Below are 25,872 nucleotides of genomic sequence, written 5' to 3' on the forward strand. Positions count from 1 at the left end.
GCGCGATGGAGAGTAAACGTCTGGACAGTGCCGCGCAGGCGGCGGGGATCAGCCTCAGTTACATTAATGCTCACGGCAAACCACAGTCTATTGGCGCCGACACCAAAAGACGTTTGCTGGACGCTATGCACAAAACCGACGCGAAAGCGTCGGCGCTACCGGTACCGAACGTGAAGGTGTTCACCGCAGGCAAAAAGATGGCGCTCGCGGTGGAGGGGCGCGGCGAGTTTAGCTGGCTGCTCACCACCGAAGAGGGGCATCAGCACAAAGGTCACGCCACCGGCGGCAAAACGTTTACCCTTCCGGCGAAGCTGCCGGAGGGCTATCACAGCCTGACGCTCACCCAGGGCGAAGAGCGTTTTCACTGCCGGGTTATCGTCGCGCCAAAACGCTGCTACGAGCCGCAGGCGCTGCTGGAAGGCAAAAAGCTGTGGGGCGCCTGCGTGCAGCTCTACACGCTGCGCTCCGACAGCAACTGGGGTATCGGCGACTTTGGCGATCTGAAGAACATGCTGGCCTCCGTGGGCGAGCGCGGCGGCGCGTTTATCGGCCTCAACCCGATCCACGCGCTCTATCCGGCGAACCCGGAGAGCGCCAGCCCGTACAGCCCGTCCTCCCGCCGCTGGCTGAACGTGATTTATATCGACGTTAACGCGTTAGATGATTTCAAAAACAGCAAAGAGGCGCAGGCCTGGTGGGCGCTCAGCACCACCCAGCAGGCGCTGAAGCAGGCGCGCGACGCCGACTGGGTGGACTATTCCACCGTCACGGCGCTGAAAATGGCCGCGCTGCGTCTGGCGTGGAAAGGCTTTTCGCAGCGCGATGACGACCAGATGGCCGCGTTCCGCCAGTTTGTCATGCAGGAGGGGGAAAGCCTCTACTGGCAGGCGGCGTTCGATGCGCTGCACGCGTATCAGGTGAAAGAGGACGAAATGCGCTGGGGCTGGCCGGTCTGGCCTGAAGCGTATCAATCCGTCGACACGCCTGAAGTGAAGGCGTTTTGTGAAAAACATGCCGATGAAGTGGACTTCTACCTGTGGCTGCAGTGGCTGGCGTACAGCCAGTTTGCCGCCTGCTGGCAGGTAAGCCAGGGCTATAAGATGCCGATCGGCCTGTACCGTGACCTGGCCGTGGGCGTGGCCGAAGGCGGCGCGGAAACCTGGTGCGACCGTGAGCTTTACTGCCTGAAGGCCTCCGTGGGGGCGCCGCCGGATATTCTTGGCCCGCTGGGCCAGAACTGGGGCCTGCCGCCGATGGATCCGCACGTTATGGCGGCGCGCGCCTACGAGCCGTTTATCGACCTGCTCCGTGCGAACATGCAGAACTGCGGCGCGCTGCGTATCGACCACGTGATGTCCGTGCTCCGCCTGTGGTGGATCCCGTACGGTGAAACGGCGGATCATGGGGCGTACGTGCAGTATCCGGTTGACGATCTGCTGTCGATCCTAGCCCTGGAAAGCAAGCGGCATCAGTGCATGGTGATCGGTGAAGATCTCGGGACCGTGCCGGTGGAAATTGTCAGCAAGCTCCGCGACAGCGGCGTCTACTCCTATAAAGTGCTCTATTTTGAAAACGACCATGAGAAAACCTTCCGCGCGCCGCAAGCGTACCCTGAACAGTCAATGGCAGTCGCGACGACGCATGACCTTCCTACGCTTCGTGGCTATTGGGAAAGCGGCGATCTGACGCTCGGTAAAACGCTGGGCCTCTATCCTGATGAAGAGGTGCTGCGCGGGCTGTATCAGGATCGCGAGCTCTCCAAACAGGGGCTGCTGGATGCGCTGCACAAGCAGGGCTGTCTGCCGAAACGTGCCGGGCATAAGGCGTCATTGATGTCGATGACCGCCACCCTCAATCGGGGCTTGCAGCGCTATATTGCCGACAGCAACAGCGCCCTGCTGGGCCTGCAGCCGGAAGACTGGATTGATATGGCGGAGCCGGTGAACATCCCGGGGACCAGCTATCAGTACAAGAACTGGCGTCGCAAATTGTCCACCACGCTTGAGAAGATGTTTGCCGATGACGGGGTGAACAGGCTGATTAGGGATTTGGACAAGCGGCGAAAAGCAGCCGGTAAGAAGTGATAAAAAACCCGCCAGTGGCGGGTTTTTTATTATCCGGTAGTGCTCATGTAGGTCGGGTAAGGCGAAGCCGCCACCCGACTTATGACATCAAACCACCATATTCAACAGCAGCACCCCGACCAGACCGCACACCGAAATAATGGTTTCCAGCGCGGACCAGGACTTGATGGTTTCACCGATCGTCAGGTTGAAGTACTCCTTGAACAGCCAGAAGCCCGGGTCGTTAACGTGAGAGAAAATCACGCTACCGGAACCGACGGCGATAACCATCAGCTCAGGGCTCACGCCCGTCGTGGCAATCAGCGGGGCAACAATACCGCCTGCGGTGATCGCCGCAACGGTTGCAGAACCCAGCGCAATACGCAGAACCGCGGCGATAGACCAGGCCATCAGGAGCGGTGACACGTTGGTTTCATGCATCATGGCCGCGATGTATTTGTCCACGCCGCTGTCAACCAGCACCTGCTTGAACGCGCCGCCGCCGCCGATGATCAGGAGCATCATGGCAATGATTTTGATGGAAGAGGTCAGCGTGTCGTTAATCTGATCCATTGAACGGCCGCGGTTAAGGCCGAAGGTGAACATCGCGATCAGCACCGCAATCAGCGTTGCCATCACCGGGTCACCGAGGAATTCCGCGACGGACAGGAACGCATGGCCTTTCGGCAGAACCATCTCCGCCACGGCGCGCATCGCCATCAGGATCACCGGTACCAGAGAGGTCCAGACGCTGACGCCAAAGCCAGGCATCTCTTCTTCGGTGAAGGTTTTGGCGCTGTAGAGACCTTCTGGGATGGGCTTATCAATGCCTTTCAGGAAGCGGGCATACACCGGGCCTGCCAGAATCACCGTCGGGATCGCCAGAATCGTACCGAACAGCAGGGTTTTACCCATGTCCGCGTGGAAGATGGTCGCGATAGCCGTTGGGCCCGGGTGCGGCGGCAGGAAGCCGTGGGTCACGGACAGCGCCGCAGCCATTGGTACGCCAACATACAGCAGCGGGATGCTCGCCGCAGCCGCGATGGTGAACACCAGCGGCAGCATCAGCACGAAGCCCACTTCATAGAACAGCGCGAAGCCGACGGTAAAGCCGGTTAACACCACTGCCCACTGAATGTTCTTCTTGCCAAATTTGTCGATAAGCGTGGTGGCGATACGCTGGGCGCCACCGCAGTCCGCCAGCATTTTGCCGAGCATGGCGCCGAAGCCCATGATCAGCGCCAGGCTGCCGAGCGTGCCGCCGACGCCGGCTTTAATGGAGCTGATAACTTTTACCAGCGGCATGCCCTGCATCAGACCGACTGCAAGTGCCACCAGAACCAGAGCGATAAACCCGTTCATTTTGAAACGGATCATCAAGAGCAGTAATAACACAACACCGATAGCGACGATGACTAATGGCATGATTTACCTGGCCTTTGAATTGTTATGGGTAACGTCATTGTTTCAACGACACGTTCCGATTGTCCCAACTGGGAACAGAGAAGTAACGGCACTAATACTGATGCCTTGCAAACCATAAAGTTTAGTCGGCTGTTATGAGTGTGCTTAGTGCCCATGTGAATGATACGGGTAACATGGCGTGATTGAGAATCACCCTGGAAGGCAAAATGTGAATTATGAGACGCAGGTCAACATATAGAGGAGGAGCGGGGGAAAACAAAAGCCGGGTGGCGGCTTCGCCTTACCCGGCCTACGATTCGTGTTTTGTAGGCCCGGTAAGCGCAGCGCCACCGGGCAAAGGCAGACGGCTTAGTAGTAAGAGTGCTCGCCGCGCTGGTGTTCGGTCAGATCGCGCACGCCTTTCAGTTCCGGGAACTCGTTCAGCAGCTGCTTCTCGATCCCTTCTTTCAGGGTCACATCCACCATTGAACAGCCGTTACAGCCGCCGCCAAACTGCAGGATCGCCAGGCCGTCTTCCGTGATTTCCATCAGGGAAACACGACCGCCGTGGCCCGCCAGCTGCGGGTTGATCTGGGATTGCAGCAGATACTCGACGCGCTCCATCAGCGGGGCATCGTCAGACACTTTACGCATCTTCGCGTTCGGTGCTTTCAGGGTGAGCTGAGAGCCCAGTTGGTCGGTGACGAAGTCGATCTCCGCATCTTCAAGATACGGTGCGCTCAGCTCATCAACGTAGGCGGTGAGCTGTTCAAACTTAAGGGCAGTGTCGGTGGCTTCCACGGCGTCCGGAGGACAATAAGAAACACCACATTCTGCATTCGGCGTGCCTGGATTGATCACAAACACGCGGATCTGCGTCCCTTCTTCCTGATTTGCCAGCAGTTTGGCAAAGTGCGCTTGTGCAGAATCGGAAATACGGATCATAGCTTTGGCCTAATAGTTGACTAAATTACCTGGGTATAATCATACGCCCATTGAAGAAGGGCTACAAGGTACGGCACAGACACCATACCTGAACCGACGCGGCGCCGCTTCGCAAAAGCAGTCGGGAAAGTTCAGCAACGGTACTGCCCGTGGTGACGACATCATCCACAATCGCGATATGGAGACCGTCGACCGGCAATTCAAGGCGAAAGGCATTCTTGAGGTTTCTTTTGCGCTGCCGGGCGCTGAGCTGATGCTGGATGGCGGTGGCATGTACACGTGTTAGCGCACCGGCCTCGTACCGGCAGCCGAGCCACCGGGCGAGGGGGCGGCAGATCAGGTCACTCTGGTTATAGCCGCGCCGCCAGTGCCGACGTCGGTATAAGGGGACATTCACCACCATGTCGACTTTCGCCAGCGCCCGGTGACGTCGTGCCTGCAAAATCGCCAGCAACAGCAGGCGGGCAAGGGGCTGCGCCAGCGCGCTCTGCCCGGAAAACTTCAGCGCGTGAACCAGCCCGCTCAGCGGCGGAATATAATCATCCACCGCCACCAGCGCTTGCCACGGCGGGGATTTTTTCAGGCAACGGCCGCAGGGCAGCGAGGGATTAGTGGCCGGTAAACCACATTGCGGGCAGGTTCCGATTCGCCATTGCAGCGAGCGCGTGCAGACGGAGCAGATGCCCCAGGCGCTGAGGGCAAGCGGCATTTTGCATAGCCAGCACAAGCCGGGCACTGTTAGCATGTTCAACCTCCATGTCAAAAAAGAGAACAGTAACGGATGAATACGCTGTGGTGGCAGACCGTCGGGACAGGAAATTGCCATCTTGTGCTGCTGCACGGATGGGGCCTGAATGCGGAAGTGTGGCATTGCATAAGCGAGGAACTTGCCTCGCAATTTACATTGCATCTGGTTGATCTACCGGGGTATGGCCGTAGCCACGGCTATGGTGCGATGACGCTCGAAGAGATGGCGAAGGAGGTGGTTGACGCGGCGCCACAACATGCCATCTGGCTGGGCTGGAGTCTCGGCGGGCTGGTGGCAAGCCAGATTGCGCTTTCCTGGCCCGAACGCGTAAAGGCGCTGGTGACGGTGGCGTCGTCGCCCTGCTTTAGCGCGCAGGAAGCGTGGCCCGGTATTAAGCCTGACGTGCTGGCGGGCTTCCAGCAGCAGCTGAGCGACGATTTCCAGCGCACCGTAGAGCGGTTCCTCGCGCTGCAGACGATGGGGACGGAAACCGCGCGACAGGATGCCAGAGCGCTGAAGCAGGTGGTGCTCTCTTTGCCGATGCCGGACGTTGGGGTACTCAACGGCGGGCTTGAGATCCTGAAAACGGTCGACCTGCGCGAGCCGCTGGCCGCGCTGACGATGCCGCATCTGCGTATTTATGGCTATCTTGACGGCCTGGTGCCGCGCAAAGTGGTACCGCTTCTGGATGCGCTCTGGCCGGACAGCGAATCGCAGGTCATTGCCAAAGCCGCGCATGCCCCGTTTATCTCTCATCCGCCGGAGTTTTGTTCAGCGCTCGTTGCGTTAAGTCAACGTTTAGACTGATTATTTTCTATCCAGCCTGGAAAAAGTAACACACCGCAACCATACTCCAGATGTCGTTGCGGTTGTTCTGCCTACGATAATCAAAACAACAATCCTATGGAGAGTCAGGCTATGAAACTTGTTACAGGTATCGTCACTTCTCTGGTTATTGGGTCACTGTCCTTTGGCGTCTTTGCGGCAAAAGAGCTGGAAAAAGATAAAGTTGCCAGCATGAAACTGACTAAAGTCGGTGAAATTACGACGTCAGACACCACGGCTCCAATGGATGCGAAACGTGAATTGTCTAAAAAAGCGGATGAGCTGGGTGGGAAATATTACGTTATCACCAGCGCCGAGAAATATACCAAAAACGTACGCGCAACGGCGGACGTCTACAAGTAATACGATAAAGCCAGGCATCGCTGCCTGGCTTTATTAACGCAGTGCCCACCACTCTCTGAGGCAGGCCTTGCCTTCCGGACAGCTTTTACAGCTGCCGGAGAGACAGCCGTCCGCCTCTTCCTGAATCCGCACGGCTTTCCCCATGGCCTCCAGTCTTTCCAGCATGGCATCGATCATCGGCTGCGGCGTATTCAGGCTGAGGCTCAGCTGTTTCGCCTCCATCCGCCCCTGTAGGGCCAGCAGGTCACGAACCTGAATTAACGATGCCATGGAGTGCTCCTTAGTGACAGTCGCCCGCCGGGCTGTTGCAGCAGGTCGCGGCGTTTTTACGGTTTGCCAGCAGGTTGATGTCGACGCGGCTGCGCGCCCGGCGCAGAAGACCAAGAACAACCACGTTGAACAGCACGACCGCGAGAATGCAGATCAGGCTGTAGCGCGGGTGCAGGCTGAAGTTAACGGTTTGGTAAAACAGCGTCGCCAGCGAGTAGGCGATATTTAACCCCCACAGGATGGAGAAGCCCATCCAGCCGCGGCTGGATTCGCGGGCAATCGCCCCCATCACCGAGATGCACGGAATGTAGAGCAGAACAAAGATGAGGTAGCTGTAGGCCGCGGACGCGCTGCCAAATTTCTCGCCCATCACCCCCATGGCACCGGTCGCCATTTCGCCGTCGCCTTTGCTTGCCTCAATCGGGTTCGCCAGCACGCTCAGGCTGAAGGTGTCCTTCAGGCTCTGCCAGGTCTCCTCTACGGCACCCAGCAGTTCGTCACCGAGGTGAAACGCTGCCGGATTAAATTCCTGCTCCTGAATGTTCTCCGCGGTGTAAAGCGTGTTCAGGGTGCCGACAACCACCTCTTTCGCCATCGCGCCGGTGAACAGCCCGACGGTTGCCTGCCAGTTATCCTCATGCACGCCAATCGGCTTGAAGACCGGGGTGATGACCCGGCTGACGGAGGCGAGAGCAGAGTCGTTGATGTTATCCGCCGCCTGTCCGCTGAGGGTGAAGCTGTTCAGCGCGCTCAGAAAAACGCTGACGATGACAATCACCTTACCGGCGCGCAGGACAAAGCCTTTCAGACGCTGCCAGGTCTGGATGACCAGGCTTTTCAGATGCGGAACGTGATACACCGGCAGCTCCATCACGAACGGTGACGCTTCCCCACGCATAATGGTGTGCTTCAGCATCAGACCCGTGAGGATAGCCATCACGATGCCCAGCACGTACAGCGAGAAGACCGCCAGCGCGCCCTGCTGCCCAAAGAACGCGGCGGCAAAGACCGCAAAGATTGCCAGACGGGCACCGCAGGACATAAACGGCGCCATCATAATGGTCATCAGACGCTCACGCGGAGCATCAAGCGTGCGAGCGCCCATCACCGACGGCACGTTGCAGCCGAAGCCGACAATCAGCGGGACGAAGGATTTGCCCGGCAGACCCAGCGCCTGCATCAGACGATCCATCACGAACGCGGCGCGGGCCATGTAGCCGGAATCTTCCAGGAACGAGAGGAACAGATACATCATGCCGATCTGCGGCACCAGCGGCAGAACGGTGTTGATACCGCCGCCAATCCCCTGTGCGAGAAAGACGGTTAACCATTCCGGGAAGTGCAGGGTGTAGCCCACCCACTGGATCCCGTGTACGAAGATCGCGACGGAACCGGCGTCGAAAATCGGCTGCAGCGCGCCGCCGATGTTAATGGCCAGCAGGAACATCACGTACATCACCAGCAGGAAGATGGGCAAACCGAGGAAGCGGTTAAGCACAACCTTGTCCACCGCCGCCGTAAAGCGGCTGGGTTCTGCCGTCAGGGCGTTGCTGACCACGTCGCAAATCGAGGCGATGGCCTGGTAACGCGCATCGGCGATGTGCAGCGCCGGGTCGTCCAGCTCGTCGCTAAGACGAGCCATCGTCGCGTCCAGCTTATCTGCCGCATGCCCGGCGTAGGCGCGGCTGTAGATATCCCCTTCCAGCATCTGCAGGCCCAGCCACAGGCGCTGTTTCGCAGGCATGCTTTTGTCCATCTCCTGCGCCAGCAGATCGGCTTCACGCAGCAGCGGCTGCGCGTAATGCACCAGCTCAACGTCGCGATTGCCCGCGTGGCGATCGATCGCCAGCTTCAGGGCATCAATACCGCGAGCGCGCGTTGAAACCAGCGGGACCACCGGGCAGCCCAGGCGCGCGGAGAGCGCATCGACGTCGATGCGCAGCTTTTGTTTCTCCGCAATGTCGAGCATGTTGAGCGCCACGATGCAGGGAATACCCAGCTCCAGCAGCTGCAGCGTCAGGTAGAGGTTGCGCTCGAGGTTGGAGGCGTCGACCACGTTGATCAGCAGGTCCGCGTCACCGCTCAGAATGTAGTGGCAGGCAATTTGCTCATCGAGCGAGGTTTGCGACGAAATGGTGGTTAAGGAGTAGGTGCCGGGAAGATCAACCAGGGTGACCTGATGGTCCGTCGTCGTGAACAGGCCTTCTTTACGCTCAACCGTCACGCCCGCCCAGTTGCCCACGCGCTGGCGCGCCCCGGTCAGCTGGTTAAAAAGGGTTGTCTTGCCGGAATTAGGATTGCCAATTAAGCCAATAGTTAACTTTTTCATTTTTTTAGACTCACTGAAACCGCTGGCTTGTTATCGGGATAAGGCTTCGACTTCTATTAACGCGAGGTCTTTCTTACGCAGGACCAGATTCACGCGTCGGGTTTCGATGTGAACCGGGTCACCTAACGGCGCCACGCGCACGACCTGAAATGACGAGCCGGGCAGCATGCCCAGCGACAGCAGCTTTTGCCGATAGGCCGGGCTAATTTCGCGGGTAAAACCGGTAATCTTCCATGCACTGTCTGGAGTGAATTGCATAACGCCTGATTCCACGAAAGGTTAAATTATCTACTATGGGATGATAATGAGAATAGTTTTTATCAGCAATATTAAAACTGTGACGGAATGTTGTTTACGGTATTAATTTGCGGGCCGTTTGACCTTGCTCAATATTTGCTGAAATGCGGGGATAAAGAGAAGAAGGGTATTTGTTAATGAAGTGATAATTAGTAGTTTAAATATGGATGCACTCTATTTGGTTTAATTCTTTGCGGCCTGCGTGCCGGGCGGCACTGCGTTTGCCCGGCCTACAAAACCGTAGGCCCGGTAAGCGCAGCGCCACCGGGCGTTTAGCTTAGCGCTTCTTGCCCATCGCGGCCGCCAGCGCATCCATCATCGCGCTGTTGCCCGCAGGCTGTGCCTCACGTCCGCGTGGTTTTGCCGCTTTGGCTGCCGGGCGTTGCTGCTCGCGGCCGCCGCCATTGCCGCCACGGCGCGCGTTGGTTTCGCCCGGCTGCTCGTCCAGACGCATGGTCAGGGCGATACGCTTACGCTGCAGATCCACTTCCAGCACTTTCACCTTCACGATGTCGCCCGCTTTGACCACGGTGTGCGGATCTTCAACGAACTTGTCGGCCAGGGATGAGATATGGACCAGACCGTCCTGATGCACGCCGATATCCACAAACGCGCCAAAGTTGGTGACGTTGGTCACCGCCCCTTCCAGCACCATGCCTGGCAGCAGGTCGTTCATGGTTTCCACGCCGTCAGCAAAGGTCGCCGTTTTAAACTCAGGACGCGGATCGCGGCCCGGCTTTTCCAGCTCTTTGATGATATCGGTGACGGTAGGTACACCAAATTTGTCGTCGGTAAAGTCCACGGCCTTCAGGTTGCGCAGGGCGCTGCTGTCGCCCATGAGATCTTTAAGCGCCTGCTGGGTAGCGGCCAGGATGCGTTCCACCACCGGGTACGCTTCCGGGTGAACGGTTGAGGCATCCAGCGGGTTATCGCCGTGGTTGATGCGCAGGAAGCCCGCGCACTGCTCAAAGGCTTTTGGCCCCAGACGGCTCACCTTCAGCAGCTGCTGACGGTTCTGGAACTGACCGTTCTCGTCGCGCCAGGCGACGATGTTCTGCGCCATCATGCGGGTTAAGCCCGCCACGCGGGTCAGCAGGGGAACGGAGGCGGTGTTCAGGTCCACGCCGACGGCGTTTACGCAGTCTTCTACCACCGCATCCAGCTTGCGCGCCAGCTGAGTCTGGCTCACGTCGTGCTGGTACTGGCCCACGCCGATGGATTTCGGGTCGATCTTCACCAGCTCCGCCAGCGGATCCTGCAGACGGCGAGCGATAGAAACCGCGCCGCGCAGGGAAACGTCCAGATCCGGGAACTCCTGCGCCGCCAGTTCGGACGCGGAATAGACCGAGGCCCCCGCTTCGCTGACGATGACCTTCTGTGCCGTCACTTTCGGGAACTGCTTCTGCACGTCGAGGTAGAAACGCTCGGTTTCGCGGGACGCTGTGCCGTTGCCGATGGCGACCAGCTCGACGTTGTATTTTTCGCACAGCGCCGCCACCACAACGGCCGCTTTCGCTGCCTGGCCGGTGTGCGGGTAGATGGTGTCGGTGGCGACCAGCTTGCCGGTGCCGTCAACCACTGCCACCTTCACGCCGGTACGCAGACCCGGATCGAGACCCATGGTCGCGCGCAGGCCGGCAGGGGCGGCCATCAGAAGGTCGTGCAGGTTACGGGCGAAGACGTTGATGGCCTCATCTTCGGCGCGCTCGCGCACGGTGCCCATCAGCTCGGTTTCGAGGTGCATCAGCACCTTGATGCGCCAGGTCCAGCTCACCACGCCTTTACGCCAGCCGTCTGCCGGGGCGTTGTTCAGGCGCAGGCCGAGGTGGTCGATGATGATCTGCTCGCAGTGGCTCTCTTTCGGCGGCTCGTCAAACTGCGGGTCGGCGTTCAGGGAGAGCTGCAGCACGCCTTCGTTGCGGCCGCGGAACATCGCCAGCGCGCGGTGTGAAGGCGTGGTAGAAATCGGTTCGTGGTGATCGAAATAGTCGCGGAATTTCGCGCCTTCTTCCTCTTTACCCGCCACGACGGTAGAGACGATGTGCGCGTTTTTCCACAGGTAATCACGCACCTTAGCCAGCAGGGCGGCGTCTTCGGCGAAGCGCTCCATCAGAATGTAGCGTGCGCCGTCGAGGGCAGCTTTGGTGTCCGCGACGCCTTTGTCGGCGTCGATGAATTTCGCCGCTTCGGTGTCCGGATCGTGGGACGGCTCGTTCCACAGCAGGTCGGCCAGCGGCTCAAGGCCCGCTTCGATCGCAATCTGCCCGCGCGTGCGGCGCTTCGGCTTGTACGGCAGATAGAGGTCTTCGAGTTCGGTTTTGCTCAGGGTGCCGTTAATGGCGTTTTCAAGCTCGCCGGTCAGCTTGCCCTGTTCGCCGATGGACTTGAGGATCGCCTGACGACGTTCTTCCAGCTCGCGCAGATAGCCCAGACGGGTCTCCAGGTTACGCAACTGCGTGTCGTCCAGACCGCCGGTGACTTCCTTACGATAGCGTGCAATGAACGGCACGGTGTTCCCTTCATCAAGCAGGCGAACGGCAGCTTCTACCTGTTCGGCTCTGGCCTGAATATCACCCGCAATAATGCGGCAGAGCGAATCTTTCATCATGGCTTTATCATCTGTTGAGTCGAAAAAATCAGGGGATAGTTATACGGGCTGACACGGCAAAATGCCAGCCGGGGAGGGCGCTCTCGGACTATTTTACGTAGACGATCTCATTAACGTACCAGCTGGCTTCACCGGAGGGCGTCTGCACGACGGCCAGATCGCCCACCTCCTTTTTCAGCAGCGCGCGGGCCATCGGGGAGTCGATGGAGATGTAATCCTTACGACCAAAAATTTCATCGTAGCCGACGATGCGAAAACGCAGGGTGTCACCGTCGTCGTTTTCAATCTCCACCCACGCGCCGAAGAACACTTTGCCCTCCTGCTGCGGGGAGTAATCGACGATTTTGAGGTTCTCCAGGCACTTCGTCAGATAGCGAACCCGGCGGTCAATCTCGCGTAGCCGCTTTTTGTTGTACTGATAGTCAGCGTTTTCGCTGCGATCGCCCAGGCTTGCCGCCCAGGTCACTTTTTTGGTCACTTCCGGGCGCTCTTCGCGCCAGAGGTAATCCATCTCTTTTTTGAGCTTCTCATACCCTTCGCGGGTGATCAGGGGCGTTTTCATGGTAAGGCCTTTGCTGCCGGTTTTCTGTCTTGCGCACAATACGTACCTCACAGTGTAACAGACAGGATTAATAATGATTTATGTGATGAAATGAGCAGATAAGCTGCTGTTAAATATGCTTTGTAACAATTTCGACTAGAATTTATACCAGAATTAACTGGTCGAATACGTGCACTTTTTTAGAATACGCTGTTACAAAGACTATCCGAACCTTTGGGAGTACACACAATGCAAGAGAACTACAAAATTCTGGTCGTGGATGACGACATGCGCCTGCGTGCGCTGCTGGAGCGTTATCTGACCGAGCAGGGCTTCCAGGTTCGTAGCGTCGCGAACGCTGAGCAGATGGACCGTCTGCTGACCCGTGAATCTTTCCACCTGATGGTGCTCGACCTGATGCTGCCGGGCGAAGACGGGCTTTCTATCTGCCGCCGTCTGCGCAGCCAGAGCAACCCGATGCCGATCATCATGGTGACGGCGAAGGGCGAGGAAGTTGACCGTATCGTGGGCCTCGAAATCGGCGCGGACGACTACATTCCAAAACCGTTTAACCCGCGCGAGCTGCTGGCGCGTATTCGCGCCGTGCTGCGCCGTCAGGCGAACGAACTGCCGGGCGCGCCGTCGCAGGAAGAAGCCGTCATTGCGTTCGGCAAGTTCAAGCTGAACCTCGGCACGCGCGAGATGTTCCGTGAAGACGAGCCTATGCCGCTTACCAGCGGCGAGTTTGCGGTACTGAAAGCGCTGGTCAGCCACCCGCGTGAACCGCTTTCCCGCGACAAGCTGATGAACCTGGCGCGCGGTCGTGAATACTCCGCAATGGAACGCTCTATCGACGTGCAGATCTCCCGCCTGCGCCGCATGGTGGAAGAAGATCCTGCTCATCCTCGCTATATTCAGACCGTATGGGGTCTGGGCTACGTGTTCGTCCCGGACGGCTCTAAAGCATGAGGCGAATGCGCTTCTCGCCGCGTAGCTCGTTTGCCCGCACTCTGTTACTGATCGTCACCCTGCTGTTCGTCAGCCTGGTGACGACCTACCTGGTGGTGCTGAACTTTGCGATCCTGCCGAGCCTCCAGCAGTTTAATAAGGTCCTGGCCTACGAAGTCCGTATGCTGATGACCGACAAACTGCAGCTGGAGGACGGCACGCAGCTCGTCGTTCCCCCGGCGTTTCGCCGTGAAATCTACCGTGAGCTGGGCATTTCGCTCTACTCGAACGAAGCGGCGGAGGACGCGGGCCTGCGCTGGGCGCAGCATTACGAATTCCTCAGCCAGCAGATGGCGCAGCAGCTGGGTGGTCCGACGGAAGTGCGCGTTGAGGTCAATAAAAGCTCGCCCGTCGTCTGGCTGAAAACCTGGCTGTCACCCAACATCTGGGTGCGCGTCCCGCTGACGGAAATCCATCAGGGCGATTTCTCGCCGCTGTTCCGCTATACCCTGGCGATCATGCTGCTGGCGATAGGCGGCGTGTGGCTGTTTATCCGCATACAGAACCGACCGCTGGTCGACCTGGAGCACGCTGCGCTGCAGGTCGGTAAAGGGATTATTCCGCCTCCGCTGCGCGAGTATGGCGCCTCGGAAGTCCGCTCGGTGACGCGCGCGTTTAACCATATGGCGGCAGGGGTGAAGCAGCTGGCAGATGACCGTAAGCTGCTGATGGCGGGCGTCAGTCACGACCTGCGCACGCCGCTGACGCGCATCCGCCTGGCGACGGAGATGATGGGCGAGCAGGACGGTTATCTTGCCGAGTCCATCAACAAGGATATCGAAGAGTGCAACGCCATCATTGAGCAGTTCATCGACTACCTGCGCACCGGGCAGGAGATGCCGATGGAGATGGCGGATCTCAACGCGGTGCTGGGCGAAGTGGTGGCGGCGGAAAGCGGCTACGAGCGCGAGATTGATACCGACCTTCAGGCGGGCGAGATTCAGGTACGCATGCACCCGCTCTCCATTAAGCGCGCGATCGCCAATATGGTGGTTAACGCGGCGCGCTACGGCAACGGCTGGATTAAGGTCAGCAGCGGGTCCGAACTCAACCGCGCCTGGTTCCAGGTGGAAGACGACGGTCCGGGCATCAAGCCCGAGCAGCGTAAGCATCTGTTCCAGCCGTTTGTACGCGGCGACAGCGCGCGCAGCACCAGCGGCACGGGCTTAGGCCTGGCGATTGTTCAGCGTATTGTGGATAACCATAACGGACTGCTGGAGATTGGCACCAGCGAGCGGGGTGGGTTGAGCATACGCGCCTGGCTGCCGGTGCCGGTCACGCGAGGGCAGGTGAAAGAGAGTTAAAAAAAGGGTGGCATTCGCCACCCTTTTTCGTAGGTCGGGTAAGGCGAGGCCGCCACCCGACATGGACTACAGTTTTGGACCCGCGCTCACCAGCGCAGCACCCGCCGGGGTATCGGTATACTTCTCAAAGTTTTCAATAAACAGCTTCGCCAGTGATTCCGCCTTCTCGCGCCACTGCTCCGGCGAACCGTACGTGTTGCGCGGGTCGAGGATATGCGTATCCACACCCGGCAGCGACGTTGGGATCGCCAGGTCAAACATCGGCAGCGTGAAGGTTTCGGCGTCGTCCAGAGAACCATCCAGAATAGCGTCGATAATCGCGCGGGTATCTTTGATTGAGATACGTTTGCCGGTACCGTTCCAGCCGGTGTTCACCAGGTAGGCCTGTGCGCCGGATGCCTGCATGCGTTTCACCAGCACTTCAGCGTACTGCGTCGGGTGCAGCGACAGGAAGGCCGCGCCGAAGCAGGCGGAGAAGGTTGGGGTTGGCTCGGTCACGCCGCGCTCGGTACCCGCCAGTTTGGCCGTAAAGCCAGAGAGGAAGTGGTACTGCGTCTGGCTGGCCGTCAGGCGAGACACCGGAGGCAGCACGCCGAACGCATCCGCCGTCAGGAAAATCACCTTCGTGGCATGGCCCGCTTTTGACACCGGCTTCACGATGTTGTCGATGTGGTAGATCGGGTATGAGACGCGGGTATTTTCGGTTTTCGAGGCATCATCGAAGTCGATAGAGCCGTCGGCACGCACGGTGACGTTTTCCAGCAGCGCATCGCGACGGATCGCGTGGAAGATATCCGGCTCGGCCTCTTCAGACAGGCGAATGGTCTTCGCGTAGCAGCCGCCTTCAAAGTTAAACACGCCGTCATCGTCCCAGCCGTGTTCGTCATCGCCAATCAGACGACGTTTTGGATCGGTCGACAGGGTGGTTTTCCCGGTGCCGGACAGGCCGAAGAACACCGCCACGTCGCCTTTCTCGCCGACGTTCGCCGAGCAGTGCATGGAGGCGATGCCGCGCAGCGGCAGCAGGTAGTTCATCACCGAGAACATCCCTTTCTTCATTTCGCCGCCGTACCAGGTACCGCCGATCAGCTGGATACGCTCGGTCAGGTTGAAGGCAACAAAGTTTTCGGAGTTCAGACCCTGCTCTTTCCACTGTGGATTCGTGCACTTCGCGCCGTTCATCACGATGAAATCCGGGGTGAAATCCTGCAGCTCTTCGTCGGTTGGACGAATAAACATGTTCTTAACGAAATGCGCCTGCCAGGCCACTTCGGTAATGAAACGTACGGAGAGACGGGTGTCGGCGTTAGCGCCGCAGAAAGCGTCGACAATGAACAGACGCTTGCCGGAAAGTTGATGGGTGACGAGCCCTTTCAGGTGCTGCCAGGTTTCCGGGGAGAGCGGTTTGTTGTCGTTCTTCCCTTTGCCCTTATCAGCCCACCACAGCGTATCGCGGGTGGTGTCGTCTCGGACGATATACTTATCTTTCGGCGAACGACCGGTAAAAATACCGGTATCGACGGCGATAGCACCAAGATTCGTCAACACACCACGCTCGTATCCTTCCAGTGCTGGATTGAGCTCTTCCTGATACAGCGTATCGTAGTCGGGGTTGTAGACGATTTCCTGGACGTCGTGAATACCATAAGCCTTGAGATCTTGCGGGGTTAAACCAGTAACACGCATATCACTGCTCCTTAGCCAATATGTACTGCCTGAAATTGTAGGGTTTTTCTGAGGTTGTTTACCGCGACGGGGCTCATAGATTCATGCATCTGGACAAAACCCTTACTAACGGATAACGCTGCGACTCCAGTCGCGGCGCAGGCGGATTATCGCAGGAATCGCTTTTTGGTTGGGGAAAATGTTCCGAAAAGGTTAAATGCTGGTGATTTTATCGGAAAGAATGTGAATGTAATCGCATACACGTAAGAAAATTACGTAAGAGTTACATTGGGAAAACGATTCAGCTTAAGGGAAGTTTTTTACCCCTCACCCCAGCCCTCTCCCCAAAGGGGAGAGGGTGTTCACTGTTCCCTCTCCCCTTTGGGGAGAGGGTTAGGGTGAGGGGAAAGAGGCTTAGTGAACCTGCGGATCCGCCGGGGAGGCGTTGTTGCGGATCTCAGCGATATTCATTGAATTGAACACATAGTGCGTACCGCAGTAGTCACAGTGCATATCAATTTCGCCGTCTTCCGCCATGATGCTGTCGATCTCTTCATCCGGCAGGGTTTTCAGCGCGCCTGCGCAGCGCTCGCGGGAGCAGGTGCACTTAAATTCCACGGACTGCGGGTCGTAGACGGTCACTTCTTCTTCGTGGTACAGACGCCACAGCACGTCGGTCGCCGACAGGGTGAACAGTTCTTCCGCTTTGATGGTTTCGGTCAGCGTCGCCAGGTGCTCAAAGTCGTTGGTCTGCGCATCCTGAGCAGGCAGAACCTGCAGCAGCATACCGCCCGCGGCAGGCTGGCCGTCCACTTCACCGGTGCGGATGAACAGACGCGTCGGCAGCTGTTCAGAACGCATAAAGTAATCTTCCAGGCAGGCAGCGAGGGTATCGCCTTCCAGACCCACCACGCCCTGATAGCGTTCACCTTCCTCAGGGGAGATGGTGATCACCAGGTAGCCATTCCCTACCAGCGTTTTGAGGTCAGCGTTTTCAGGCACGTCGCCCTGAACGCGCGCCACGCCGCGCATCTGCTGCTGGTTATTGCCGTTGATCACCGCCAGCGTCATCGGGCCGTCACCCTGCAGCTGCACGGTGATATCACCGGCAAATTTCAGCGTTGCGGTCAGCAGGCTGGTGGCAACCAGCAGTTCGCCCAACAGGGTCTTCACCGGCTGCGGGTAGTTGTGGTTTTCCAGAATCTGTTTCCAGGTTTCGGATACGGTGACCAGCTCGCCGCGCACGGCGAATTGTTCAAACAGATAGCGGTGTAATTGGTCGTGTTGGGCCATTTTCATCTCTCGTGCGGGTGAGGTTACTCGGTCTCACCGTGTTTAAATTTCATCAGATCGCGGCGCTCTTTTTTGTCCGGACGCCGGTCCGGGTGGGGCATGGTCAGCGCATTCATTTTGCGCGCCAGCGCGGTCTTCTCGCGCTTTTCAATGCTCTCTGCCGTCTCTTCATAAAGCAGTACGGCTTCCGTTGCGGGCCGCCGCTGTTCGGTAATGGCTTTAATCACCACCGTACGTTCATCGTTACCCTGACGCAGCGTTAAGGTGGCATTCAACTCAACCAGCTTGCTCGGCTTGCTGCGCTGGCCGTTGTAATGCACTTTACCGCCATCAACCATCTCGCGGGCAAGGGCGCGCGTTTTATAAAAACGGGCTGCCCACAGCCATTTATCCAGTCTTACCCCGTCTGAGGGTTTTTCTTTCATGGCGTCTCCTTCACGGTCAGCGAGGGGATCATCTGGCGATAGTCGTTCAGTCCCGGGTGGCGCAGATAGCTTTTTTCAGCCAGGCCAGAGTCAGGATTGGTGACGCCCAGACAGTAGCGAATGCCAAATTTTGCCGCGGAATCCAGAATGGGTTCGCTGTCATCAATGAACAGCGTGCGTTCCGGCTGCAAACCCGTCTCTTCTTTCACCGCATGCCACAAACGCTGATCCTCTTTCGGATAACCAAATGTGTGGGTGGAAAGTAATAAATCAAGGTGCGACGCCAGACCCGTGTGCTCCAGCTTCACCGCCAGGTTATGCGGATGCGCGTTGGTCAGCAAAATACGGCGCTTGCCGCTGGCTTTCAGCGCATCCAGGAAGGGCACGGTATCCTCACGCAGAACGGCGCGTGGGCCCTGGGCGGTGGTCATGGCACAAATATCCAGACCGAGGCGCTCGCTCCAGTAGTCAAGACAGTACCAGTTTAGCGTATGATGGACCGCGCTATATTGCGAACGAATGAATGCCTGCGCTTCTGCCGGGGAGATCCCCTGCTGCTCGCCATAGGTTTCAGGAACCAGCGTTTGCCAGAAATAGTTATCAAAGGCGAGATCGAGCAGCGTGCCGTCCATATCCAGCAGAACGGTATCAACCTCCTGCCAGGCGATATCAAGATGCATAGGGGAACTCCAGCCAGAAGAAACGTGCGCGACAGGGTAGCACATCTTGTCGCGCAACGACGTTATCAGATCAGGCTCTCAGACGAGGGGATCAGCTTAGGATTGAGGCAGTTTTCATAATATTGCTGGATGTCGGCAAGCCGCGTACGCGAGCGCTGGTAGCGGCGCAGGGCCATAAAGCCGTTCCAGAAAATGGCGATCAGCATGGCGGTCATTAGCAGAGAGGTGCCGATGTAACGCCACAAACCCGCGCTGTCCGGCATCCGGTGCAGGCCGATATGGCGCGTGCCGTTGGCATCGGTGTAGATGCTTGTGACAATCCCTTCTGCGCTGAACGGCGTTTGCATCAGCATCTGCGCCAGGCGCTGGAATTGGCTCCACTGCTCCTGCGCCGGGTAGTCATACAGCGCAACCTGCGGGTAAGGCTGATCGACCAGGTCGCTGCCCTCGTCGCTGACAATCACAAACCCGCCCGGTGCCGGGCTGTTCAGCGCCTGAGCCGCACGGGTGGTCTCTCGCATCATGAACGGCGAGGTTGAGGTAGCGACCAGGTTATCCAGCGATTCAGCACTCACCGGACGCAGCAGCACGTTGACGCCGTCCAGCCGTCCCGCTTCGGCGCGTTTTACCAGCGAGTCCCAGTCTTTGCTGTTGCCGAGGTTTACCAGGGCGTTTTTAAGACGTATACACTCATCCTGTGAGGAACATAAATCCTGCGTTTTCAGGACGATGTCGCCAAAGTCATCCAGCAGAACCATGCCGGATTTCTGAATGGCCGAGCGCAGAGCCGGACTGACGCGCGAATCATCGTCCGGTTTCGGGTGCAGCTGGCGGTTCACCGTCTGGGTGAGGGCCGTGGCTTTATTCACCACTTCGGATTCCGGCAGCGGCAGCGGCGGCGCGTCGTTCCAGACAATTTGCGAGCAATCGAACGGCATGAACGGTGAGCTCTGGCGCGTGTTCCACGCCCCCGGCGCGTGAATATTACACATCCCGGTACCCTTCAGGCGCAGCGTGTCTCCCACGCGCACACCGGCTTGATCCAGCTTGTTGACGCTGGTGGCTTCAATGGTTTGCGCCCCTTTAATCCACGACAGGGTGAATTTGATGGGCATATCCAGCGGCACGAAAAGCAGCAGCATGACCAGGACCAGCGCCGCGCCCCCGGCAATGACCGCGCTGCGCAGCCAGTGCTGAAGCGGGAAATTTTTTACTTCATCATGCAGGGACAAGAAGCGCCCCTGACGCACAACGTGGCGGTCAAGGTAGATATCAATATCGGTTTTCTGCCCTAAGTCCTGCGCGATCCACGGCTGCCAGTGGCGCGGGTAGATCAGGTCGATAATGCCGAGCGAGATATTGTTGAGATGTTCCTGATCGTTCTCACCGAACAGGCCCCAGCGCTTTGGCGTACCGCGCAGGCAGTGGATTTCGCGCAGCGAGGTTTTAGCGGGTGGGGCAAAGAGGCCCCAAAGCCCGCCCGCCAGCAGCAGCACAGCGCCTCCCGCCAGCCAGGGAACAAACACATCCGGCGTCAGCAGGCAGAAAAAAAAGAGCAGGAAGGCAGCGACGATCAGAACAGCTTCACGGATGCCGTCCGGGCGGCTCAGGGCATACTCTTCATGCGTCTCCTGGCGAATGTTCAGCAGTTCGATCTGCTCTGTCTCTTCGCCACGAATGGAAGCCTGCTTCGAGCTCGCCCGCTCCAGGGCAAAGCGCGGGGCTTCCTGAAGGTATTCATTCAGCGTGTGGCCGTTAAGCGAGATAACCAGAGGTAACGAGTCGGTGTGAATCAGCTCAACGCTGTTTTCGTCATTAATGTACTGCTCCCAGGACGGGGGCAGATGCACTTCGACAGAATCAAGGTAATAGCGCCATTTATTGGGGTCATCAGTGGTGATGCCGTAGCGCGTGATGGAGCGCGTGACGCAGAGCACGGTATCGCTTTGCGCATTCAGCTTTAGCGCGACGGGCGCAGCGGTGGCTCCCGTTGGCCCAGGCGTTAACTGAGAACGGTTCAGAATTTCGAGATAGTTTTCAACCGCATCGCGCTCGTCTTGCGTGAGTTTACGCGTGCTTGCTCCCGCGAATGCATTTAAAAAGGGCAGACGATAGCGGCGCTGTGCGCGGCGCCTGTACAACCACCCTCCAACCAATGCGCTGGCCAGCATAGCAGCGAGAACAATCAAAATGGTGCTCATGCTTTCCCCATCTTACTTATCTTACAGGTGTAGTCTGCAGCACCTTTCCATTGAACGAGAATCTGAGGTTGGCTATCGGCAAGTATGGAGTCGAACTTGAGCATTCTGAAGCGCATCCCAGTGACCGGTGATGATAGCAAAGCCTGTTATGGCGCGATATCAGCAAATTCCTGGAAACATTTCAACCTCTTGACATTTGTTTTGAATTGAGGATTGATCCCAGTTACGTTGCATAAATGTAAATAAAGAGCGATTGACATTGCCGAAACCGTGCGGCGTATCGCACAATAACGCCAGTTCTCACTGCTAAGACCCATCACGATGAGCAAACCATTACAAAAACCCACCATTCTGAATGTTGAAACTGTCGCCAAATCGCGCCTGTTTAATGTCGAAAGTGTGGACCTGGAGTTCAGCAACGGTGTGCGTCGCGTTTATGAACGTATGCGCCCCTCTTCGCGTGAAGCGGTGATGATTGTTCCCATTATCGACGATCACCTGATTTTGATCCGCGAATACGCTGTGGGAACCGAGTCTTACGAGCTCGGTTTCTCGAAAGGGCTTATCGACCCGGGTGAAACCGTCTTTGAAGCGGCCAACCGCGAGCTGAAAGAAGAGGTGGGCTTTGGCGCGAATGCGCTTTCATTCCTGAAAAAGCTGAGCATGGCGCCGTCCTATTTTTCCAGCAAAATGAATATCGTGGTGGCGGAAGATCTCTATCCTGAATCGCTGGAAGGGGATGAGCCGGAGCCGCTGCCGCAGGTTCGCTGGCCGCTGGCGCACCTGATGGATCTGCTGGAAGACCCTGACTTTAATGAGGCTCGCAACGTGAGCGCGCTGTTCCTGGTACGGGAGTGGCTGAAGGGGCAGGGGCGACTGTAGGCCATAAAAAAGCCGGGTGGCGGCTTCGCCTGACCCGGCCTGCGATTCTGTGCCCGGTTCTTACCGGGCATTTTTATGCTTAGAACAGCTCGTGCGTCTCGCCGTTATCGATAATCTCTGTACCCACCTCATGCACCGCCTGCGTGGTTGGCTGGGTGCCCTCGATGAAATACTCTTCGCGACTGTTACCGCCGTTGGCAAGCTGGCCCGTGCTGCGGTCGATATTGACCGTCACCACGCCCGGCGGTGGCGTCAGCGGCTGCTCCGGCACGCCTTGAAGAACGGATTTCATATAGGCGTCCCAGGCCGGCTGTGCGCTCTTCGCGCCGCCTTCGTAGCCGGAAATCTGATCTTTAATCGCACCGGAGGCCGTCGTACGGCCCAGGTCGCGGCGGTGATCGTCGAAGCCGATCCAGACCGATGTCACCACGCCCGGCCCGTAACCGGAGAACCACGCATCTTTCGAACTGTTGGTGGTCCCCGTTTTACCGCCGATATCATGGCGCTGTAAATCACGCCCTGCACGCCAGCCGGTACCCTGCCAGCCCGGTTCACCGAAGATGTTGGTGTTCAGCGCGCTTTTGATCAGGAACGACAGCGGCGTGTTGATCACATGCGGGGCATACTCCGGCGCGCCGGTCTGCGCGACCAGCGACGGGTTAGCCTGCTCCAGCTGCGGCTGCGGCACGACGATGTTTGGCTGCTCCTGAGATACGGCTGGGTCTTCCATGTCCTTGTTTTCAAGCACGTCGGATTTCGGCGTATTGCCGTAAATTACCGGAATATCGCAGTCAGGACAGGCAATCTTCGGCTTCGCCTCGAACAGCACGCCGCCCTGATCGTTTTCGATCTTGCTGATGAAGTACGGGTCAATCAGGAAGCCGCCGTTGGCCATTACCGAGTAGCCACGTGCAACCTGAAGCGGCGTAAAGGAAGCGGAGCCTAACGCCAGCGACTCGGTGCGAACGATGTTCTGCGCCGGGAAACCGAAGCGCTGCAGATACTCTGCGGCATAGTCGACGCCCATTGCGCGCATGGCGCGCACCATCACCACGTTTTTCGACTGTCCCAGGCCCTGACGGAGACGAATAGGACCGGCATACTCCGCAGGGGAGTTCTTCGGCTGCCAGTCGGAACCGGCACCGGCATCCCAGCGTGAGATTGGCACGTCGTTAAGGATGCTGGCGAGGGTCAAGCCCTTATCCATCGCGGCCGTGTAGAGGAACGGTTTGATATTGGAACCAACCTGACGCAGCGCCTGGGTGGCGCGGTTAAATTTGCTCTGGTTGAAATCAAACCCGCCGACCAGGGCCAGGATTGCGCCGTTTTGTGGGTTGATAGAGACGAGGGCCGAGTTGACGTCCGGCACCTGCGCCAGCCACCAGGATTCCCCCACCTTGCGCACCCAAATTTGCTGCCCGGCCTGTACGGCATCGGTCACTTTACGCGGCGTGGCGCCCTGCAGGGTATCCGAACGGTACGGACGCGCCCAGCGGACACCGTCCATACGCAGGGAGACGGAGGTACCGTCCGCGAGCGTCGCCACGGCTTCCTGAGGATCGGCCTGCGTCACCACGGCTGGAAGGAGCGGCCCATAGGTGGGCAGCGCCTTCAGCTTATTGATGATTTTTTTGCTGTCCCACGCGCTTTCACCCACTTTCCACAGCACGTTTGACGGGCCGCGATAGCCGTGACGCATATCGTAGTCCATCACATTGTTCCGCACCGCTTCCTGCGCCGCCTGCTGGACTTTGCGGGTGACGGTGGTGTACACGCGATAGCCATCTTCATAGGCCTTGTCGCCATAGCGATTCACCATCTCCTGACGAACCATCTCGGTCAGGTAAGGAGACGCAAAGGCGATTTCAGGGGCGTGGTAGTTAGCGTCAATGACGTCACTACGCGCCTGGTCGTACTCGCTCTGGCTGATATAGCCTTCGCTCAGCATACGTGACAGAACGACGTTACGACGCGCGGTGGCGCGATCGAGCGAGTAGAGCGGGTTAAACGTGGACGGCGCTTTCGGTAAGCCGGCGATGGTCGCCATTTCGCTTAGGGTGAGTTGTTCAACAGGCTTACCGAAGTAGACCTGTGCGGCAGCCCCCACGCCGTACGCGCGGTAGCCCAGGTAGATTTTGTTGAGATACAGCTCAAGGATTTCGTCTTTGCTCAGCAGCTGCTCAATGCGGATCGCAAGAAACACCTCTTTGATCTTACGTATCAGCGTCTTTTCAGGGCTAAGGAAGAAGTTACGCGCCAGCTGCTGCGTAATGGTACTCGCCCCCTGGGAGGCGTGGCCCGAGAACAGCGCAATGCTTGCGGCACGGAAAATCCCCACCGGATCGACACCGTGGTGCTCGTAAAAACGGCTGTCCTCCGTGGCGATAAAGGCTTTCACCATCACGGGTGGAATTTGGTTTAAGGTCAGCGGGATACGACGCTTCTCGCCATACTGCGCCATCAGCTCGCCATCGGCGCTATAGACCTGCATCGGGATCTGGAGGCGCACATCGCGAAGCGTGGCGACATCAGGCAGCTGTGGCTCAATATATTTGTACAAACCGTAAATCGAGCCTGCTCCCAGCAGAATGCAACAGACTGCAAGGATGAATAAATACTTTACGAACTTCACCGGAGATTTCCCATTTGGTTTTACTTGGGCAGTTTCTAAACAATCGCGCAGTAGTATAAAGGCAAGCCTGATTCATTGATATAGCCGTCAAGGAGACGGGCGATAAGGAGATCGTGAAGCATGGCTTTCAAAACATGGCAAACGGGCGTTCATATTCAACAGGATAGGGTGCGGATCGTCGCGTTGACCCGGGAGAAGTCCGGCTGGTGCTTGCGCCGCTGGTGGACGATCCCTCTGGCCGAAGGCGTCATTCGTGACGGCAAAATTTGTCAGCCAGAACGGCTGGTTGATGCGTTACGCGACTGGCGGAAAACGCTGCCGCACAATCACCGGGTGTTTCTCTCGTTCCCGGCGGCACGGACTCTGCAACGGTCGCTTCCCCGCCCGGCCGTTGCGCTGCGCGACAGCGAACAGCTCTCATGGCTTGGTGCCGCGCTCGCGCGCGACCTGGAGATGTCTGCCGATACGCTCTGCTTCGATTACGCGCAGGATACGTTCAGCAATAGCGTTCACGTAACGGCGGCACAAAACAACGAGGTCGACACCCTTCTGGCGCTAGCGAAAACGCTGCGTTTGCGGCTGGTGACCATTACGCCGGATGCCGGCGCGCTGGCGAATCTTCTGCCCGCGCTGGCACCGGCGCAGTGCGTCGCCTGGCGGGACGATCGCCAGTGGCTGTGGGCGATGCGCCACCAGTGGGGGCGCCGCTTGACTACCGAAGTAGAAAATGTGGCTGACCTCGCAGCACGGCTGGCTCTGCGGGCGGATGACGTTGCGCTGTTTGATGGCCAACGTGAGCCGTGGGGCATTCTGCCACGCTGCCACGCTCCGCTGCCGGAATGCGGGGCGGATTATACCGTTGCGCTGGCGTTGGCCATGAGCGAGGTGCCCGGATGCGCATCATGAACTTTCTGCCCTGGCGACAGCAGCGGCGCGCGCGGTGCCTGCGTTTCTGGGGCGCACTCTGGGTCGGCACCGTGCTGTTGACGCTCGCGGCTATTTTCGGTCTGCGGATGCACCATCTCGTGAGGCTCCAGGCGCTGCAGGCGGATCTGACGGCAGCGCAGTCCGTGCAGCATGCGCTCCTCTCCCGGCAGCAACTCGCCGCACCAGCGCCGATGCCTGCCCAGGCGCGTTATCAACGCGCGTGGCAGCCCGTGCTGGCCTCCCTCTCCGCCGCCATACCTTCTCAGGTCTGGCTGACAGAGCTGCGCTATCAGCCGCCTGCGCTGATATTGACCGGGTATGCCATCACCCTGCCGGCCCTGACTGCCCTGCGCGATGCGCTTGGCCAAATAGCGGGTTTTACCCTGGGGACGGCGGGTGAGCTTCGGCAGGACGGCCAGGGACGCTGGATGTTCACTCTTCATCTTAAAAGCGAGGAGTAGC

General features: G+C 58.3%; 22 protein-coding genes. 8 read left to right on the top strand and 14 right to left on the bottom strand.

The genetic code is table 11. The annotated features are described in order from the left end of the window. Positions 1-5: 5 nt before the first annotated feature. Positions 6-2,084, top strand: a complete 2,079-nt coding sequence (gene malQ, locus ACMWKK_RS14055; RefSeq protein WP_112779959.1) for a 4-alpha-glucanotransferase — start codon at positions 6-8, stop codon at positions 2,082-2,084. 87 nt (positions 2,085-2,171) lie between these two features. Here malQ and gntT read toward each other — a convergent pair whose 3' ends face one another. From gntT to gntX, 3 genes are all read right to left on the bottom strand, one after another. After that, entirely contained in the window at positions 2,172-3,488 is a 1,317-nt protein-coding gene (gene gntT / locus ACMWKK_RS14060; RefSeq protein ID WP_013099097.1) for a gluconate transporter, read from the bottom strand. A 348-nt stretch (positions 3,489-3,836) separates the two neighbouring features. Continuing rightward, complete coding sequence (nfuA, locus tag ACMWKK_RS14065) at positions 3,837-4,412, bottom strand: Fe-S biogenesis protein NfuA (RefSeq protein WP_003861601.1); 576 nt, start codon at positions 4,410-4,412, stop codon at positions 3,837-3,839. Positions 4,413-4,473: 61 nt separating this feature from the next. Beyond that, a complete protein-coding gene (gntX, locus tag ACMWKK_RS14070; RefSeq protein WP_045330444.1) occupies positions 4,474-5,157 on the bottom strand; it encodes a DNA utilization protein GntX in 684 nt (227 codons plus the stop codon). Positions 5,158-5,193: 36 nt separating this feature from the next. On the opposite strand from gntX, the gene bioH reads away from it, so the two are divergent. After that, positions 5,194-5,967: a pimeloyl-ACP methyl ester esterase BioH gene (gene bioH, locus ACMWKK_RS14075; RefSeq protein WP_045330446.1), complete on the top strand. Its 774-nt coding sequence runs from the start codon at positions 5,194-5,196 to the stop codon at positions 5,965-5,967. 111 nt (positions 5,968-6,078) lie between these two features. Beyond that, positions 6,079-6,348 (top strand): DUF1471 domain-containing protein, encoded by a 270-nt coding sequence (locus tag ACMWKK_RS14080; protein ID WP_045330447.1) that lies wholly within the window; start codon positions 6,079-6,081, stop codon positions 6,346-6,348. A gap of 33 nt (positions 6,349-6,381) precedes the next feature. Here ACMWKK_RS14080 and feoC read toward each other — a convergent pair whose 3' ends face one another. The 5 genes from feoC to greB all read right to left on the bottom strand — a co-directional run bounded on the left by feoC (position 6,382) and on the right by greB (position 12,414). Then, a complete protein-coding gene (gene feoC, locus ACMWKK_RS14085; RefSeq protein WP_045330451.1) occupies positions 6,382-6,618 on the bottom strand; it encodes a [Fe-S]-dependent transcriptional repressor FeoC in 237 nt (78 codons plus the stop codon). Between the two features lie 10 nt (positions 6,619-6,628). Continuing rightward, positions 6,629-8,947, bottom strand: coding sequence for a Fe(2+) transporter permease subunit FeoB (feoB, locus tag ACMWKK_RS14090; protein WP_112779960.1), 2,319 nt, complete (start codon positions 8,945-8,947; stop codon positions 6,629-6,631). A 30-nt stretch (positions 8,948-8,977) separates the two neighbouring features. Beyond that, a complete protein-coding gene (gene feoA, locus ACMWKK_RS14095; RefSeq protein ID WP_008503050.1) occupies positions 8,978-9,205 on the bottom strand; it encodes a ferrous iron transporter A in 228 nt (75 codons plus the stop codon). 316 nt (positions 9,206-9,521) lie between these two features. Next, a complete protein-coding gene (locus ACMWKK_RS14100; RefSeq protein WP_112779961.1) occupies positions 9,522-11,852 on the bottom strand; it encodes a Tex family protein in 2,331 nt (776 codons plus the stop codon). A gap of 88 nt (positions 11,853-11,940) precedes the next feature. Next, positions 11,941-12,414, bottom strand: coding sequence for a transcription elongation factor GreB (gene greB, locus ACMWKK_RS14105; RefSeq protein WP_112779962.1), 474 nt, complete (start codon positions 12,412-12,414; stop codon positions 11,941-11,943). Positions 12,415-12,642: 228 nt separating this feature from the next. On the opposite strand from greB, the gene ompR reads away from it, so the two are divergent. Next, positions 12,643-13,362, top strand: coding sequence for a two-component system response regulator OmpR (gene ompR / locus ACMWKK_RS14110; RefSeq protein WP_001157751.1), 720 nt, complete (start codon positions 12,643-12,645; stop codon positions 13,360-13,362). Beyond that, positions 13,359-14,705 (top strand): two-component system sensor histidine kinase EnvZ, encoded by a 1,347-nt coding sequence (gene envZ / locus ACMWKK_RS14115; protein ID WP_406542819.1) that lies wholly within the window; start codon positions 13,359-13,361, stop codon positions 14,703-14,705. Before ompR ends, envZ begins: the two co-directional genes overlap by 4 nt. 66 nt (positions 14,706-14,771) lie before the next feature. Here envZ and pckA read toward each other — a convergent pair whose 3' ends face one another. From pckA to ACMWKK_RS14140, 5 genes are all read right to left on the bottom strand, one after another. Further along, positions 14,772-16,391, bottom strand: a complete 1,620-nt coding sequence (gene pckA / locus ACMWKK_RS14120; RefSeq protein ID WP_025758106.1) for a phosphoenolpyruvate carboxykinase (ATP) — start codon at positions 16,389-16,391, stop codon at positions 14,772-14,774. 393 nt (positions 16,392-16,784) lie between these two features. Then, entirely contained in the window at positions 16,785-17,669 is an 885-nt protein-coding gene (hslO, locus tag ACMWKK_RS14125) for an Hsp33 family molecular chaperone HslO (protein ID WP_201746487.1), read from the bottom strand. A gap of 17 nt (positions 17,670-17,686) precedes the next feature. Then, positions 17,687-18,088 (bottom strand): ribosome-associated heat shock protein Hsp15, encoded by a 402-nt coding sequence (hslR, locus tag ACMWKK_RS14130; protein WP_023333710.1) that lies wholly within the window; start codon positions 18,086-18,088, stop codon positions 17,687-17,689. Further along, positions 18,085-18,768 carry a GMP/IMP nucleotidase gene (gene yrfG / locus ACMWKK_RS14135; RefSeq protein WP_112779963.1) on the bottom strand — a complete coding sequence of 228 codons (684 nt, stop codon included), beginning with the start codon at positions 18,766-18,768 and terminating at the stop codon, positions 18,085-18,087. Before yrfG ends, hslR begins: the two co-directional genes overlap by 4 nt. A gap of 65 nt (positions 18,769-18,833) precedes the next feature. Beyond that, the gene (locus ACMWKK_RS14140) at positions 18,834-20,969 is read right to left on the bottom strand and encodes an intracellular growth attenuator family protein (RefSeq protein WP_112779964.1); all 2,136 of its coding nucleotides are present in this window, start codon (positions 20,967-20,969) and stop codon (positions 18,834-18,836) included. A gap of 321 nt (positions 20,970-21,290) precedes the next feature. Here ACMWKK_RS14140 and nudE point away from each other — a divergent pair, with 321 nt between their 5' ends. After that, entirely contained in the window at positions 21,291-21,851 is a 561-nt protein-coding gene (nudE, locus tag ACMWKK_RS14145) for an ADP compounds hydrolase NudE (protein WP_045330462.1), read from the top strand. 79 nt (positions 21,852-21,930) lie between these two features. Here nudE and mrcA read toward each other — a convergent pair whose 3' ends face one another. Beyond that, positions 21,931-24,483 carry a peptidoglycan glycosyltransferase/peptidoglycan DD-transpeptidase MrcA gene (gene mrcA / locus ACMWKK_RS14150; RefSeq protein ID WP_112779965.1) on the bottom strand — a complete coding sequence of 851 codons (2,553 nt, stop codon included), beginning with the start codon at positions 24,481-24,483 and terminating at the stop codon, positions 21,931-21,933. 120 nt (positions 24,484-24,603) lie between these two features. Here mrcA and pilM point away from each other — a divergent pair, with 120 nt between their 5' ends. Then, a complete protein-coding gene (gene pilM / locus ACMWKK_RS14155; protein ID WP_112779966.1) occupies positions 24,604-25,389 on the top strand; it encodes a pilus assembly protein PilM in 786 nt (261 codons plus the stop codon). After that, positions 25,377-25,871, top strand: a complete 495-nt coding sequence (locus ACMWKK_RS14160) for a PilN domain-containing protein (RefSeq protein WP_112779967.1) — start codon at positions 25,377-25,379, stop codon at positions 25,869-25,871. The genes pilM and ACMWKK_RS14160 overlap by 13 nt, the downstream gene beginning before the upstream one ends. The last annotated feature ends 1 nt before the right edge of the window (position 25,872 follow it).

Source organism: Enterobacter sp. 01-M-03-SI-ECC (assembly GCF_047530215.1).
Classification (GTDB): Bacteria; Pseudomonadota; Gammaproteobacteria; order Enterobacterales; family Enterobacteriaceae; genus Enterobacter; species Enterobacter chengduensis.

Bases quoted from the DNA above. Each gene is read 5' to 3' on its own strand.
- pilM (WP_112779966.1), top strand. From the start codon at position 24,604: ATGGCTTTCAAAACATGGCAAACGGGCGTTCATATTCAACAGGATAGG.
- hslR (WP_023333710.1), bottom strand. From the start codon at position 18,088: ATGAAAGAAAAACCCTCAGACGGGGTAAGACTGGATAAATGGCTGTGG.
- yrfG (WP_112779963.1), bottom strand. From the start codon at position 18,768: ATGCATCTTGATATCGCCTGGCAGGAGGTTGATACCGTTCTGCTGGAT.
- hslO (WP_201746487.1), bottom strand. From the start codon at position 17,669: ATGAAAATGGCCCAACACGACCAATTACACCGCTATCTGTTTGAACAA.
- pckA (WP_025758106.1), bottom strand. From the start codon at position 16,391: ATGCGTGTTACTGGTTTAACCCCGCAAGATCTCAAGGCTTATGGTATT.
- nfuA (WP_003861601.1), bottom strand. From the start codon at position 4,412: ATGATCCGTATTTCCGATTCTGCACAAGCGCACTTTGCCAAACTGCTG.
- malQ (WP_112779959.1), top strand. From the start codon at position 6: ATGGAGAGTAAACGTCTGGACAGTGCCGCGCAGGCGGCGGGGATCAGC.
- feoC (WP_045330451.1), bottom strand. From the start codon at position 6,618: ATGGCATCGTTAATTCAGGTTCGTGACCTGCTGGCCCTACAGGGGCGG.
- feoA (WP_008503050.1), bottom strand. From the start codon at position 9,205: ATGCAATTCACTCCAGACAGTGCATGGAAGATTACCGGTTTTACCCGC.
- ompR (WP_001157751.1), top strand. From the start codon at position 12,643: ATGCAAGAGAACTACAAAATTCTGGTCGTGGATGACGACATGCGCCTG.
- gntT (WP_013099097.1), bottom strand. From the start codon at position 3,488: ATGCCATTAGTCATCGTCGCTATCGGTGTTGTGTTATTACTGCTCTTG.
- ACMWKK_RS14140 (WP_112779964.1), bottom strand. From the start codon at position 20,969: ATGAGCACCATTTTGATTGTTCTCGCTGCTATGCTGGCCAGCGCATTG.
- nudE (WP_045330462.1), top strand. From the start codon at position 21,291: ATGAGCAAACCATTACAAAAACCCACCATTCTGAATGTTGAAACTGTC.
- ACMWKK_RS14080 (WP_045330447.1), top strand. From the start codon at position 6,079: ATGAAACTTGTTACAGGTATCGTCACTTCTCTGGTTATTGGGTCACTG.
- ACMWKK_RS14100 (WP_112779961.1), bottom strand. From the start codon at position 11,852: ATGATGAAAGATTCGCTCTGCCGCATTATTGCGGGTGATATTCAGGCC.
- envZ (WP_406542819.1), top strand. From the start codon at position 13,359: ATGAGGCGAATGCGCTTCTCGCCGCGTAGCTCGTTTGCCCGCACTCTG.
- gntX (WP_045330444.1), bottom strand. From the start codon at position 5,157: ATGCTAACAGTGCCCGGCTTGTGCTGGCTATGCAAAATGCCGCTTGCC.
- bioH (WP_045330446.1), top strand. From the start codon at position 5,194: ATGAATACGCTGTGGTGGCAGACCGTCGGGACAGGAAATTGCCATCTT.
- feoB (WP_112779960.1), bottom strand. From the start codon at position 8,947: ATGAAAAAGTTAACTATTGGCTTAATTGGCAATCCTAATTCCGGCAAG.
- ACMWKK_RS14160 (WP_112779967.1), top strand. From the start codon at position 25,377: ATGCGCATCATGAACTTTCTGCCCTGGCGACAGCAGCGGCGCGCGCGG.
- greB (WP_112779962.1), bottom strand. From the start codon at position 12,414: ATGAAAACGCCCCTGATCACCCGCGAAGGGTATGAGAAGCTCAAAAAA.